Below are 13,952 nucleotides of genomic sequence, written 5' to 3' on the forward strand. Positions count from 1 at the left end.
GTGTTAGGGCCTTTGCACCGCGCTGCCAAGGGCGAAGCTATTCCAGATGTGCAATGATCGAGCGCAGGGTCGGAATCCCGTCGCCTTTTTCGGACGAAGTCAGGACGATTTCCGGGAATGCTGCGGGATGTTTGGACAAGGCCGCGCGGGTTTGCTCCAGAACCTTTTCGCGCTCGTTGGCCTTGACCTTGTCAGCCTTGGTGAGAACGCATTGAAAGGTCACGGCACTGGTATCCAGCAATTTCATGATTTCAGCGTCGACCGGTTTTACCCCGTGTCGCGCGTCGATCAGGACAAAGGCACGGCGCAGTGTCTGACGACCGCTCAGGTATTGCTTGAGAAGCTTCTGCCATTTTTCCACCACGTTAACCGGTGCATTCGCATACCCATAGCCCGGCAGGTCCACCAGATAGAGGTCGGGGCCTTGCGTGAAGAAGTTGATTTCTTGCGTGCGGCCAGGTGTGTTCGAGGCACGCGCCAGACCCTTTGTTCCGGTTAACGCATTGATCAGGCTGGATTTGCCGACATTCGAGCGTCCGGCAAAGCAAACCTCTAACCGGTCAGGGGCGGGCAGGCCCGTCATGGCGACCACGCCTTTGACAAATTCGGACGGGCCGGCAAACAGTTTGCGACCGTGTTCTTTGGCGAAGTCATCCGGCTCTTCGGCCAGCGGAAACGGAAGCGTGGTCATAGCAACTCCAGCGTATCATTCAGGCGGATTTCACCACCCTGAACAACTTCTGCATAAACACCGAAATCCTGATGATCCCAGCTGTTCAGCGCGCCCAAAGTATCCGCGTCGCGTTCGCCGGTTTCCGGATTTGCGGTCGTGGCCAGACAGCGGGTGATACGCTCGCGAACCCGGAGCACGGTTTCGCCAATGCGAAGGTCACGGCCCAGCCAGTCGAATTCATCCCACTCAGGCAGGCCTTCGAACCAGATGTTTCCCCGCCAACGTGCCGCAGATAAAGACTGGCCCAGCTTTTGTTCAACAGCGCGATGAGAGGCCATGTTGCACAGGCTGATTGACGGGAAATCGGTATCGGTCATGCCGCGCCCGGGCACCCGGACAATTCGGGCAGACGCAGCACGGTCTGTGGGCATAAGCGGCTTTACCCAATCCAGGAAAACCGATTGCTCCGTGTCGGGGTGAAAGCTCAGATCCGGGCGGTCCGGGTGGTGCAAAGTGACCTGCTCGCCGTCCAGTTTCGCCCAAATCGCCATCAGCTTGGGAGCTTTTGAACCGCGGCTGAAATTCACACACGGGGCCCATTCCGTTCCGTCGGTCTTTGTCGCTTCATGGGCAACCGCCCAAACGCGATCCCCGGGCATGGTCTGCCCGGGGTTGAGGGTAATCAGGCTCAGGGCTTCACGCCCATGGCTTTTGATCGGGTGACGCCAAAGGCCTGAAACAGTTCCGCTCATTTCTTGTCCGTGTTCGGCAATCGCTTAAATCCGGATTTGATGTTTCCGAATACGTCCGGCGAATAGCCCTGACTGCGCATGATCAGATACTGTTGGGTAAAGGTGATCGTGTTGTTCGCAATCCAGTACACGACCAGACCGCTTGCAAAGCCGCCCAGCATGAACATGAAGACCCAGGGCATCCACGCGAAGATCATCGCTTGTGTGGCATCAGTTGGTGCCGGGTTCAGTTTCTGTTGCAGCCACATCGAGATCCCCAGCAGCAGCGGCAGAATACCGATAAAGATCAGCGCCATCAGGGTATCCGGTTGCGGGCCGGCCCAGGGCAGCAAGCCAAAGAGGTTCATGATTGAGGTCGGGTCAGGTGCGCTCAGGTCCTGGAAGGGGCCAAACCACGGTGCTTGACGCAGTTCGATTGTGACGAAAATCACCTTGTACAGCGAGAAGAAGATCGGGATCTGCAACAGGATTGGCAAACAACCGGCAGCGGGGTTCACCTTTTCCTTCTTGTACAGCTCCATCATGCCCTGCTGCATCTTCTGGCGGTCGTCGCCCGCGGCTTCTTTCAGGGCTTCCATCTGCGGTTGCAGTTCCTTCATCTTCGCCATCGAGACGTAGGACTTGAAGGCCAGCGGGAACAGGATTGCCTTGATGATCAGCGTCAGGCCAATAATGGACCAACCCATGTTGCCGATCAGCGCATGAATGTTGTGCAGCAGCCAGAAAATCGGCTTGGTCAGGAAGAAGAACCAGCCCCAGTCGATACTGTCGATGAATTTCTGCACACCGTCAGCCTGGTATTCGCGGATGGTCTCCCATTCCTTTGCGCCAGCAAACAGCTGCGTTGTCACCTGCTCGGTTGTTCCCGGTGCCACGGTCAGCGTCGGAAGTACCGTTTCTGTCTGGTAAATCTTGCGACGCGAGTCGTATTTGGCAGCCGCCTTGAAAGCAGAACCGGGTTCCGGGATCAGCGTGGTCATCCAGAAGTGATCGGTGAACCCGATCCAGCCGTTTTCCTTGACCTGGAATACCTCGGCCTGCGCGCGTTCGTCCGGATCGATATCGAAATCACGAACGTCGCCATAATCCACTTCGGTCAGAGTGCCGTCGGCCATACCGATCACACCTTCATGCAGAATGAAGAAGTTTTTCAGGTCCGGCAGGTCGCCGTCTTCGCCAATGCCGTGGCGCGCAAGAATGCCATAAGGTGCCAGTCCAACTTCGGTTCCGGTGGCGTTTTCGACAGATTGCGTGACCGTGAACATATAGTTCTCGTCAACCGCGATGGTGCGGCGGAATGTCAGTCCATTGCCGTTTTCCCAGGCCAGCGTCACCGGCGTGTCAACACCCAGGGTTTCACCCTGCTCAAGCGTCCAGATGGTATTTGGTCCGGGTACGTCTGTACCGGTCAGGCCCGCGCCGGGGGCCCAACCATAGAGGGCGTAATAGGCGGATTGCGATCCGACCGGCGACAACAGCTCGACAATCGGAGAATCCTCGGCCAGTGAGACCTTGTAGTCTTTCAAAGACAGCTCGTCGATCCGACCGCCAGCAAGGGACAGGCTGCCGGTCAGGCGGGGCGTGTCGATATTGATGCGGGGCGCTTCGGCCTTGGGCTCAGCTTCGGTGGCGGCCGCAGTTGCCTCTCCGACAGTGCTGGTATCGGCTGTGCTGGGCGCCTGAACCTCCCTGCCTTCGACGCTGGTTATTTCAGCCTGATCCGGCGTTATCGTTTGTTCCGGAGGGGGGAACAGCACGAACCAGACCAGGATCACGAGAAAGCTGAGCGCGGTTGCGAGGATAAGGTTCTTGTTCTGATCGTCCATCGGGGACAGCCACCTTGAGCAGTGAAAGACACCCGCAGGGTTCAACAGAGTGCAGACCCAAAGGTCAAGCGGAATCGCCCGTCATTTCGTCACGGAGGGGTCTTCTTTGTCACGATTTCCGGTTCCCTACCGCGTTTGCCGCCCGATTTTTGGAACTCCTTCGATCTTGTTGCGGTAAGACGAGATTCAATCCTTGGTTTTCTCAAATGGCATGGGTTTGCCGATGCCAAACCCCTGAACATGATCGCAACCCAGTTGGGCCATCAGAGCGTGTTCACCCGGTGTTTCGACACCTTCGGCCAAAGTTTCCAGATGCAAACGTTCCGCCATCATCAGAATGGCGCTGGCAAGCTGTTGCTGGCTTGGGTCCAGATCCGCTTTGGCAACAAATGACCTGTCGATCTTGATACGGGATACGTTGAACCGTTTGATAGAACCGATCGAGGCATGTCCTGTCCCGAAATCGTCCAGATCAATACAGCACCCCATTGCGGCAAGCCCGGTGACGTTGCGGGTGATGACATCGTCGGGCCGTCTGGAGAACACGGTTTCCAACACCTCGACCGCCAGCCTGTCAGGAGTCAGATCGAATTGATCCAATTCCCATTTCAGACGGTCGATCAGGCCCGGATTGCGCAGTTCGTCAGATGAGAAATCGATCCCGATGCGCGGCACCGACAGCATGGACCGATCCCATTCGCGCATTGCAGAGAAGGAATGATGCCGCATGGCCTGCCCCAGCCGGTCCATCAGTTCGGCCTGTTCGGCAAAGGGCAGGAACACATTGGGGGCAAGAACCCCTTTTTTCGGATGTTCCCAGCGGGCCAGAGCCTCAAACCCACTGATACGCCCGGTATCGGTGGAGATCTGGGGTTGAAACCACGGGCGGATTTCACCGCTGTCCAGCGCCGCCTCGAACTCTTTGCGCAAGTTGATCCTGACCTGCGCCCGTCTGCGCGTCTGAGAGGAAAAAGCGCGAATCGTGGAAGGCCCGTTTTGTTGCGCCTCCAAAAGGGCGTTATTTGCGGCCTCCTGCCATTCGATTGCCGAGCCGTCAGTGATATTGCTGCTCAGGCAAAAGCCAATGGAACAGGACATATACACGCCGGTGCCATTCAACATGATGGGGTCTTCAACGGCGTTTTGCATACGGCCCGACATCTGAATACATGCTTCCAGATCCAGTTGCCGTGCCGGGTGCAGAACAACCATCATCCTGTTTCCACCCATCCGGGTTGCGCAATCATTGGAGCGGATCATGGACAAAACGCGCGAGCAGAATTGCTGTGCAACGTGGTTTGCCGCCGCCTGTCCGTGCAGATCAAGCAATTGCGTGAAGTCATCCAGAACCACCGCGAAACAGGCCGAGTTTTCCCCCTTCAGGCGGGCGTCGGCAAATACCTTCTCCAAAACTGTTTCAAACTGGTCCTTTGACAGCAGACCGCCGGGGCGCCAAAGCCCTTTACGCGACGGATTGGCTGCGAACGCATTGATGCCTGCGACGATCAGAGGCAAAATCAGGGCCAGTGCAACCAGGGCCTGTTCACCCCCAATCCAGAACGCACTCAGACAAAGCGCCGGAACAAAGGCCAGCGCGGCTGGGCCGCCCAGAACGGTTTTCAACGAATGGACAAAACGGTCGGTAAGGGGATGGTTCCGCATCAGCTTTCTGGCCTTGGGCATGATCTGCACAAGGCAAAGCCTATGAAACCAGTCTAAGTCAGTCGTTAACGCAGAAGCGGAATCTCTTCTAAGTTCCCAGATTTTTCGTCGGAATTTAGTGAAAGGTTAATGAAATCAAACAGCTTTCCATCCAGAAGGTGCGATGGCCGCGCGTTTGTTAACGCTCGGAACATAACCTGTCGCCGACCCGGGCTGTTCTTTTCCCATTGATCCAGAATCTGTTTGACCTGCTGGCGCTGCAACCCATCCTGACTGCCGCACAGGTCACAGGGAATGATCGGGTATTGCATCGCCTTGGCAAATTTCTCGCAATCGGCTTCGGCGACATGGGCGAGCGGGCGGAATACAAAAAGATCGCCTTCTTCGTTCACCAGTTTCGGTGGCATCGTGGCCAGGCGGCCGCCGTGGAACAGGTTCATGAAAAACGTCTCAAGGATATCGTCGCGGTGATGCCCCAGAACGACCGCCGAGCACCCTTCCTCGCGCGCGATGCGATAGAGGTTGCCACGGCGCAAACGGGAACACAGGGCGCAATAGGTCCGGCCCTGCGGAACCTTGTCCATCACAACGGAATATGTGTCCTGATATTCGATCCGATGCGGCACGTCCATTCGACCCAGAAACTCGGGCAGGACCGTCGCCGGAAAGCCCGGCTGGCCCTGATCCAGATTGCAGGCCAGCAGATCGACAGGCAACAGGCCCCGCCACTTGAGCTCGTAGAGAACGGCCAGCAATGTATAGCTGTCCTTGCCACCCGAAAGACAGACCAGCCAGCGGGGAGGCTTGCCATCCTTGTCGTGGGCGGACGGATCCACCATCCCGTATTGCTCGATCGCTTCACGGGTCTGGCGCACAATGCGTTTACGCAGCTTCTTGAACTCGGTTGTCGAGGGCGCGCCGGCAAACAGCGGGTGGATATCGTCTGCATCATCAAACATGCGCCGTGGTTACAGCGGACCGAAGGCCCGGGCAAGGCGTAGAAGCTGGATCAACCGCATTTGGAGAGTAGTTACACCCGTGTTACCCTGCGCGTATTTTTCAGGAGGTATATTATGGACTATTTCTTTTCCGTCCGCGCCCGAAGCGGCGATCACTATTCAAACAAGATGGGCGCCGCGCGATATCTGGCTATTCCGGGGAATGTCGGGCAACCGGCACGGCAGCATGAAATACCGCAATCTCAATGGATAAGCCGGATTCAGGCCGAAGCCGGGGCGACGGCTACCGAGAACGGGCATATTGTCGTCTTCGTGCACGGGTTCAATACCGAGCAATACCAGATGCTGGAACGTCACCGCAAAATTCGCACCGGTCTTGAGATGCATGGCTTTAACGGTGTGGTCATCAGTTATGACTGGCCAAGCGATGGATCTGTTCTGGGCTATAACGTTGATCGGGCTGACGCGCGGCGTGCGGCTGAGAAATTGTTCAGTCACGGGATCACGCGGCTGTCCCGGATGCAGACTGCCGATTGCCGGTACAACGTCCATGTTCTGGCACATTCCATGGGCACGTTCTTGGTGCGAGAAGCCATGGATTATGCCGATGACGACCACGAAACCGCGCAACACAGCTGGATGACCAGCCAGATCGCGTTTGTCGCGGCGGATGTATCCGCGAAATCGTTCCGCGATGGCAGTTCCAAGACGTCCTCTCTGATGCGACGTTGTACTAGGCTGACATGTTATTACAGCCCGTTTGACGAGGTTTTGTCGATCTCAGAGGTCAAGCGTGTCGGAGTATCGCGCCGACTGGGCCGTGTCGGAATGCCAAACGACCGGCCCGAGAAAGCGGTTAATCTGTATTGCGGGTCTTACTTCAAAAATACCCGCGATGAATACGGGGACGGGCCTTCTGCGACACACAACTGGTATTTTGACTCGCCCCGGTTTTTCGAAGACTTGCACCATACATTGATGGGAAAACTTGACCGAGAGGTCATTCCGACCCGCAGCTTCACCGACCGCGGCAATCTGGCGTTGATTTAAGGGTCTGTATTGTCGGGCACCGGATCGTAACCGTCACCGCCCCAGGGATGGCACCGGCATATCCTGTGCGCAGCCAGCCATGATCCCCGGATCGCGCCATGTTTTTCCAATGCTTCCAGCGCATAGGCCGAGCATGTGGGCTGATAGCGGCAATTGAAACCAACCCAGGGGCTGAAAATCAGCCGGTACGCGCGAACGGGCAGGGCGACGATATGGGACAGGAAGGTCATTTGTGGCCCGCATGCACTTTGCGAAGCGCACACCGCAAGTCGCTCAGCAGGACATCATAAGGAAGATCGGCGGTTACATCCGCCCGCCCGATCAGCACATAGTCCCATCCCTCAAGACCGGACACAGGCAAGACCGCCCGTGCGACTTCTCTCAGACGGCGCTTGGCACGATTGCGGGCCACGGCATTTCCGACTTTCTTTGAGCAGGTAAAGCCAACGCGCAGCCCGACCGCTTCATCCGGAGCGCGTCGGCGGGCCTGCACCATCATCGAAGACGTTCCCTGTCTGCGCGCGCGCGCGGCTTTCAGGAAATCGGCTCTTTTTTTTAGGATCGTCAGAGATGTGGGTAGACAAACAGAAGCCGCCGGGGGCGTATTCCCGGGGTGGTTCTTACCATCCTCAGGGGCCTCCGGCGGCATCATGTTCATACCCTGATCAGTGGGCGGTTTTACGCGCTCAGCGATTTGCGGCCGCGGGCGCGGCGCGCATTCAGGATCTTGCGGCCGGCTTTTGTGGCCATGCGCGCGCGGAAACCGTGGCGGCGTTTGCGAACCAGGTTCGAAGGCTGATAGGTGCGTTTCATCGCTCCGTCTCCAATCTATAGCGGTCGGGTGCGGCGCGGATTCGCCTGGCCCTAGTGTTCGAAGCCCGTCCTCTACTGCCAAGCGAAGTGTAAGTCAAACCCCAACGGTCCGGTTTTCGCGGCTTTTGCAACAATTCTGTAAACCGATTGCTGAAAAGATTTCAAATCGGTCGATTATCGTCTGAAACTGTCACGTTCGCGGCCGCATAGATCAAGGCCCCGTGAACCCCCTGTTGCCAAAAGCGCATGCAGCGCATGTTGGGCGTAAGATGAAACAAGAAGAACCGGAAGACCAGATGTCCGAAACAAGCCACGTTCCACGAAACGGGTTGGCGCGCCAAATCCCTTTGCTGGTGATTCTCGGTGTCGCCGCGGTGGGGTTTTTCACGCTGGGTGATTACCTGACTTTCGAAACCCTGCGCGACAACCGCGAAGCGTTGCTGGCGTGGCGGGACGCAAACTATTGGGCCATGGTGGCCGGGTTCGTTGCCGTCTATATCGTGATCGTCGCGTTTTCGCTGCCCGGGGCAGCTGTCGCCTCGATGACCGGTGGGTTCCTGTTTGGACTGTTTGCCGGAACGGTGTTCAATGTATTTTCGGCCACTATAGGCGCATCGGCCATCTTTTTGGCCGCCCGCTGGGGGTTGGGCAATGCTTTGACGGCCCGGCTGAATGCCTCAAAGGGGACGATTGGGAAGCTGAAGGACAGGTTGCGCGAGAACGAAATCTCGGTGCTGTTCCTGCTGCGGCTTTTCCCGGTTGTGCCGTTCTTTGTGGCCAATCTGGTGCCTGCGCTGGTGGGCGTCAAATTTCGCAATTTTCTGATCACGACGGCGCTGGGCATTATTCCGGGGGGTATCGTTTACACCTGGATCGGCGTTGGGCTGGGCGGTGTGTTCGACCGTGGCGAAACACCGGACGTTTCTTTGTTGTGGGAACCCTTCGTCATTGGCCCCATTGTCGGCTTGTGTGTGCTGGCTGCTTTGCCGATTGTCATCAAGTCCCTGCGTGGCGGAAAGGACGCCTGACCCATGCAACACCTCAAGACAGATATCCTGGTCATTGGGGCCGGGTCCGGAGGGTTATCGGTTGCGGCCGGTGCCAGCCAGATGGGTGCGAAGGTGATCCTTCTGGAAGGGCACAAGATGGGCGGCGACTGCCTGAACTTCGGCTGCGTCCCGTCGAAAGCGCTGATCGCAAGCGGCAAAGCGGCCTTTGGTCAGGCGCATTCCGCCGCGTTTGGCGTGGCCGATGTAAACCCTCAGATCGACTATGCGGCGGCGAAGGATCATGTGCGGGATGTGATTGCCCAGATCGAACCAATGGACAGCCAGCAACGCTTCGAAGGTTTGGGTGTCAAGGTGATCCGCGAGTTTGGCAGCTTTATCTCCCCGACCAAGGTGCAGGCCGGAGATCATGTCATCACCGCGCGCCGGATCGTGATTGCAACCGGGTCGTCGCCAATGGTTCCGCCGATCCCGGGACTGGACACAGTGCCTTATCAAACAAACGAAACCATTTTCGACCTGCGCGAGCGTCCGGAACACTTGCTGATCATTGGCGGTGGTCCGGTGGGTATGGAAATGGCGCAGGCTCATGTCCGGTTGGGCAGCAAGGTAACAGTTGTTGAAGGGCAGAAGGCATTGGGCAAAGACGACCCCGAGGCCGCGTCCGTGGTGCTGGAGGCTTTGCGCGGCGAAGGTGTCATGGTCCACGAAAATGCCGTGGTGGCCCAGATTCGCGGAAGGGAAGGCGTTGTGGAAATCGTGATCGAGAATGGCGATATTCACAGGGGCTCTCATCTTTTGATTGCTGCAGGGCGCAAAGCCAATATCGAGCGTCTGAATCTGGCCGCGGCAGGAATTGACCGCACCCGAACCGGAATCAAGACGGATGACAGCTTGCGGACGTCAAACCGCCGGGTCTATGCGATTGGCGATGTCGTGGGGGGGCTGCAATTCACCCATGTAGCCGGGTATCATGCGGGTATCATCATTCGATCCGCCTTGTTCGGCCTGCCCGCTAGGGCGAAAACGGCGCATATCCCATGGGCAACGTTCACCGACCCTGAACTGGCGCAGGTTGGTCTGACCGAAACTCAGGCCCGCGACCGGCATGGCGACAGGGTGCAGGTTGCGCGCTTTGACTATCATCATAATGACCGCGCTTTGGCCGAGCGCAAAATCAAAGGGTTCATCAAGGTCATGGTGGTGAAGGGCAGGCCCGTCGGTGCCACGATTGTGGGCCATCAGGCGGGCGAGTTGATCAACATGTGGTCGCTGGCTTTGGCCAATAATCTGAAGATGGGACAGATCGCTGCTATGGTTTCACCCTATCCAACGATCGGAGAGCTTAACAAACGCGTTGCTGGCGCTTATTTCTCTCCAAGGCTGTTTGAGAATCAGACAGTTAAACGTGTGGTCAGGTTCGTCCAGCGCTGGATTCCCTGACCTGAAGAGGAGCGTAATTTGAACTCGCTGTCGGGCCGATTTCTGATCCTGACGACGGTCTTCGTTATGTTGGCCGAAATCTTGATCTTTGTCCCGTCGATTGCCCGGTTCCGCGAGGATTTCCTGCTAAACCGTCTGGAACGCGCCCAGATCGCATCGCTGGCGTTGCTGGCTGACGATATGCTGGCCGAAGATCTTGAGGCAGAACTGCTGGCGAATGCCGGTGTCTACAACGTTGTGTTGCGTCGGGATGAAGTCCGCCAACTCATGCTGTCGTCACCAATTCCCGAGGCAATCACCAAAACATTCGATCTACGGGATGCCGGTCCGTGGATTTTGATCCGGGATGCGGTGAGCCGGATATTCATACCCGAAAATGAAGTCATCCGTATCATTGGCGAGCCGGTCAAGGGCGCGGGGTTGCTGATTGAGGTCACGATCGACAGCGCCCCCCTGCGTATGGCGATGGTTGACTACGGCCTGCGCATTCTGGGGCTGTCCTTTGTCATCTCAATCATCACGGCGTCCTTACTGTTCCTTGCGGTGCGCGTGGTTCTTGTTCGCCCAATCAAAAGCGTAGTGGGATATATGCAGCGCTATGCCAGCGCACCCGAGGATGCGCGCGGCATCATCTCGCCGAATTCCAGAGTGACGGAATTGCGCGAGGCCGAAGAAGCGCTGAAGATGTTGCAAACGGAACTGACGCAGGCGCTCAAACAGCGCGAGCGGCTGGCGCAACTGGGTGGGGCGGTTGCAAAGGTCAGTCATGACCTGCGTAACATCCTGACATCGGCGCAGCTGTTCACGGACAGGATCGAATCCAGTGATGACCCGCTGGTCCGGCGAATGGCTCCGAAGTTGGTGAATTCGATCACCCGTGCTGTATCGCTGTGTGAAAGCACATTGGCATTCGGTCGCGCGGAAGAACCTGCACCCACTTTGACGATGGTGCCCTTGCGGACAATTGCGGCTGACGTCGCTACCAGTGAACAGCTGGCAGTCGCGGGGGGCTGCGTCGAGATTGTGAACGAAGTGCCTGAAGATCTGATCGCCCGCGCCGACCCCGAGCAGTTGTTTCGTGTCATCATGAACCTCGTGCGTAACGCAAGACAGGCGTTGGAAGCTTCGGGTAAGCCGGGTCATATCACCATCGACGGGTGTGAATATCAGGACGCCTGGTGTCTTGAAATTCGCGACACCGGGCCGGGTCTTCCGCCAAAAGCACGTGAAAACCTGTTCACACCGTTTCAGGGTGGGGTCCGCAAAGGAGGCTCTGGCCTGGGCCTTGCAATCTCTCAGGAACTGGTGCGCGGGCATGGCGGTAACCTGACACTGAAAGAGACCGGGCCCGAAGGAACGATCTTTGAAATAAGGCTTCCGCGCGGAGACATGACTTTTTGATTTTTTTTTAAGAATCGGCTTGCACGTCTTTGACCACAGGTCTAAACAGCGCCTCACCAACGCGGACCGATAGCTCAGCTGGATAGAGTACTTGACTACGAATCAAGGGGTCGGGGGTTCGAATCCTCCTCGGTCCGCCACTTGGTAAATCTAACCTCTTGTAAAATAGTGATAAATACGGATCAGGCGAACTCCTGCCCCACATTTTGCCCAACAAGTAGGTTTGGTCTGAAGTTTTTTTCCTTTCGTTTCTAGACTCGAATTGCCTGTGCGTCGCGATGTCAGCGCCAGGTTCGACGATCTGTAAAATTTGGAAAGGAAAAATGATGCGAAAAGACACACCCAAGGAAATCTGTGACGAAATGCTGGGCTTGGCCATGGAAGCCGCGGGTTTGGCTGTAGCACTGGACAACGCACTCTTCTTCGACATTGGGGGACTATGGCGGGCCTGGACCGGGTGGTCGCGCAATGGCGAATGCACCAAGCCTCGGACTCGATGCGTTCTGCCAGAAGGTACTTGTCCTGCAGGACAAAGAGGGCAAGGTGCGCGTGATCATGAACGATCTTCTGGCCCTCGCCGAGCGCCACGAGGTCGGTAAGTCTCTGGCGTTGCGGGTGATCAATCGGCGGATTCAAAAGACTTTCGCCGACGCGCTGGAGAATTGATATGGTCGCGAGAAACACGCTGCAATCCGCATTCCTGCTTGTAACCGCAGCAGGCCTTATCCCCATCGCGCTGTCCAATGGCTTCGCTCCGGGCGCCAGCCTGCCTTGGCTGTTTGGTATCGATGCCGATGGCGTCAACACCCGCCACATCTTCCGTGCCGTTATGGGGCTATATCTCGCGCTGGTCGGATTCTGGATCACAGGCGCATTTCGCGCGGATCTTCGTATTCCGGCACTCTGGAGCCTCCTGATCTTCATGGTTGGACTGGCTTTGGGCCGCCTTCTGAGCCTCGTCGTTGACGGGTGGCCAGAACCTCTTCTGACCCTCTACATGGTGCTCGAATTCGCCTTCGCCGGTATCGCATGGCGCCTGTTGCGCAATGTCGGGCATGATCCGGAGCGGAAGAACTAAGATCACGTCACAGAACGACCACTGATCACAATACTTCGCGAGCATGCGTTCCGAGGCAGGCTAGCTTGAGCTCTTTGCAAGAATTTCCAAAATTCGGTTTCTCTCAGAAAACCCGCCATTAACTTCACAGTAGCGAACGACAGCTTAGTCCGCTCACCTACCATTTGCCGCCTAGTTCTAAACGTCCGGAATGTGCGGTAGGCTACGTGCCGCACATGCGAAAGACCAAAGCTCGGTCGACGGCAGCAATGGGCTCATCGCGGACCTCGGAGGCAGCGCAGCAAGCTATGATAAAATGTTTCGGTCAACGTCGGGTTGTCGCTTTGGGAGGGCATGGCGGATCGGAGGATCAGTCATGGAAACACCAAATTTACCTGCCATTCGCGCTCTTCGTCCAGCTTGGAACAAGGGCCGGATCGTCGGCCAGAAGCGACCTTTGAAACCAAAGCACGTCTGGGCGATCCGAGTGCGCCTTGAATTGGCCCAAAACCATCGCGACCTCGCGCTGTTCAACATGGCAATCGATAGCAAGTTGCGCGGCTGCGACCTGGTGAAGATGAAGGTCGTAGATGTCATGGCGTCAGGTCAAATCAAGGAACGGGCTTCGGTCCTTCAGAGCAAGACGCAGAAACCTGTGCGCTTTGAGATTTCCGAAGGCACTCGAGCCTCTGTTGAAAAGTGGATGGAAGACGAACTGATGATCGGTTCAGAGTACCTGTGGCCAGGCCGATTTCATGAACGCCTGCACATCTCGACACGCCAATATGCGCGGATTGTCCGCGACTGGGTGACGTCGATCGGTCTCGAGGCAAGTGCCTACGGCACACATTCAATGAGGAGAACCAAAGTCACTCAGATTTACAAGAAGACCGGGAACCTTCGAGCTGTTCAGCTTCTTCTTGGCCACACCAAAATGGACAGCACCGTCCGATACCTTGGTGTGGAACTCGAGGATGCCCTGGCTATCGCCGAAGCGATTGAAATCTAGGTTCTAGGGCCGTCCGAGAGGGGCGGCCCATAGCCGACCTTGAGCATAGCAGCCGAATGCTGCTTCGCGCCCGAATTGCCGACCTTCGCTGCGGGTGCGAAATTCGGTGTCAGGCAAGCGAGCGATATGCGGACTTTGAATGAATTCACTGCTGTTGCTCGAATGGCAGCTGCTGGCGGATAGCGACGGCGACCCCAGCAGGTGTGGCTTATTTTGTTGAAAAACTCGGGCTTGATCGGTTGGTAAGTTGCTGATTCAATTCTTCCTAAAGGGAGGGATCAGCCATGATGGGACCGAGAC

At 56.9% G+C, this 13,952-nt stretch carries 15 protein-coding genes and 1 tRNA gene; 8 read left to right on the forward strand and 8 right to left on the reverse strand.

From position 1 onward, the window contains the following. Nucleotides 1-37 precede the first annotated feature (37 nt). The 5 genes from yihA to ttcA all read right to left on the reverse strand — a co-directional run bounded on the left by yihA (nucleotide 38) and on the right by ttcA (nucleotide 5,872). Nucleotides 38-691, reverse strand: coding sequence for a ribosome biogenesis GTP-binding protein YihA/YsxC (yihA, locus tag ACR0ID_RS17450; protein WP_480607402.1), 654 nt, complete (start codon nucleotides 689-691; stop codon nucleotides 38-40). Next, nucleotides 688-1,425: an MOSC domain-containing protein gene (locus tag ACR0ID_RS17455; protein WP_480607404.1), complete on the reverse strand. Its 738-nt coding sequence runs from the start codon at nucleotides 1,423-1,425 to the stop codon at nucleotides 688-690. Before ACR0ID_RS17455 ends, yihA begins: the two co-directional genes overlap by 4 nt. Then, entirely contained in the window at nucleotides 1,422-3,251 is a 1,830-nt protein-coding gene (yidC, locus tag ACR0ID_RS17460; protein WP_480607406.1) for a membrane protein insertase YidC, read from the reverse strand. Before yidC ends, ACR0ID_RS17455 begins: the two co-directional genes overlap by 4 nt. Before the next feature lie 186 nt (nucleotides 3,252-3,437). Beyond that, nucleotides 3,438-4,934, reverse strand: a complete 1,497-nt coding sequence (locus tag ACR0ID_RS17465; protein ID WP_480607409.1) for a putative bifunctional diguanylate cyclase/phosphodiesterase — start codon at nucleotides 4,932-4,934, stop codon at nucleotides 3,438-3,440. Between the two features lie 44 nt (nucleotides 4,935-4,978). Beyond that, nucleotides 4,979-5,872 (reverse strand): tRNA 2-thiocytidine(32) synthetase TtcA, encoded by an 894-nt coding sequence (gene ttcA / locus ACR0ID_RS17470; RefSeq protein WP_480474025.1) that lies wholly within the window; start codon nucleotides 5,870-5,872, stop codon nucleotides 4,979-4,981. A gap of 114 nt (nucleotides 5,873-5,986) precedes the next feature. Here ttcA and ACR0ID_RS17475 point away from each other — a divergent pair, with 114 nt between their 5' ends. Next, nucleotides 5,987-6,922, forward strand: coding sequence for an alpha/beta fold hydrolase (locus tag ACR0ID_RS17475; RefSeq protein ID WP_480474024.1), 936 nt, complete (start codon nucleotides 5,987-5,989; stop codon nucleotides 6,920-6,922). On the opposite strand, the gene yidD is transcribed toward ACR0ID_RS17475, so the two are convergent. The 3 genes from yidD to rpmH are packed head-to-tail and all read right to left on the reverse strand — an operon-like array spanning nucleotide 6,919 to nucleotide 7,735. Then, nucleotides 6,919-7,152, reverse strand: coding sequence for a membrane protein insertion efficiency factor YidD (yidD, locus tag ACR0ID_RS17480; protein ID WP_209505895.1), 234 nt, complete (start codon nucleotides 7,150-7,152; stop codon nucleotides 6,919-6,921). The genes ACR0ID_RS17475 and yidD overlap by 4 nt on opposite strands. Next, nucleotides 7,149-7,574, reverse strand: a complete 426-nt coding sequence (rnpA, locus tag ACR0ID_RS17485; RefSeq protein ID WP_480607413.1) for a ribonuclease P protein component — start codon at nucleotides 7,572-7,574, stop codon at nucleotides 7,149-7,151. The genes yidD and rnpA overlap by 4 nt, the downstream gene beginning before the upstream one ends. Nucleotides 7,575-7,600: 26 nt before the next feature. Further along, a complete protein-coding gene (gene rpmH, locus ACR0ID_RS17490; RefSeq protein WP_005980833.1) occupies nucleotides 7,601-7,735 on the reverse strand; it encodes a 50S ribosomal protein L34 in 135 nt (44 codons plus the stop codon). Nucleotides 7,736-8,031: 296 nt separating this feature from the next. Here rpmH and ACR0ID_RS17495 point away from each other — a divergent pair, with 296 nt between their 5' ends. The 7 genes from ACR0ID_RS17495 (at nucleotide 8,032) to ACR0ID_RS17525 (ending at nucleotide 13,652) form a co-directional block, all read left to right on the forward strand. Continuing rightward, a complete protein-coding gene (locus ACR0ID_RS17495; protein WP_480607428.1) occupies nucleotides 8,032-8,763 on the forward strand; it encodes a TVP38/TMEM64 family protein in 732 nt (243 codons plus the stop codon). Between the two features lie 3 nt (nucleotides 8,764-8,766). After that, entirely contained in the window at nucleotides 8,767-10,185 is a 1,419-nt protein-coding gene (locus ACR0ID_RS17500; protein WP_480607416.1) for a dihydrolipoyl dehydrogenase family protein, read from the forward strand. A gap of 18 nt (nucleotides 10,186-10,203) precedes the next feature. Continuing rightward, entirely contained in the window at nucleotides 10,204-11,586 is a 1,383-nt protein-coding gene (locus tag ACR0ID_RS17505; protein ID WP_480607419.1) for an ATP-binding protein, read from the forward strand. A 63-nt stretch (nucleotides 11,587-11,649) separates the two neighbouring features. After that, nucleotides 11,650-11,726, forward strand: a tRNA-Arg gene (locus tag ACR0ID_RS17510). A 328-nt stretch (nucleotides 11,727-12,054) separates the two neighbouring features. Continuing rightward, entirely contained in the window at nucleotides 12,055-12,252 is a 198-nt protein-coding gene (locus tag ACR0ID_RS17515; protein ID WP_480607421.1) for a hypothetical protein, read from the forward strand. 1 nt (nucleotide 12,253) lies between these two features. After that, the gene (locus ACR0ID_RS17520; protein WP_480607424.1) at nucleotides 12,254-12,664 is read left to right on the forward strand and encodes a DUF4345 domain-containing protein; all 411 of its coding nucleotides are present in this window, start codon (nucleotides 12,254-12,256) and stop codon (nucleotides 12,662-12,664) included. A gap of 355 nt (nucleotides 12,665-13,019) precedes the next feature. Then, entirely contained in the window at nucleotides 13,020-13,652 is a 633-nt protein-coding gene (locus tag ACR0ID_RS17525; protein WP_298390508.1) for a tyrosine-type recombinase/integrase, read from the forward strand. Nucleotides 13,653-13,952: the final 300 nt, after the last annotated feature.

This window comes from Ruegeria sp. AL2 (assembly GCF_056540845.1).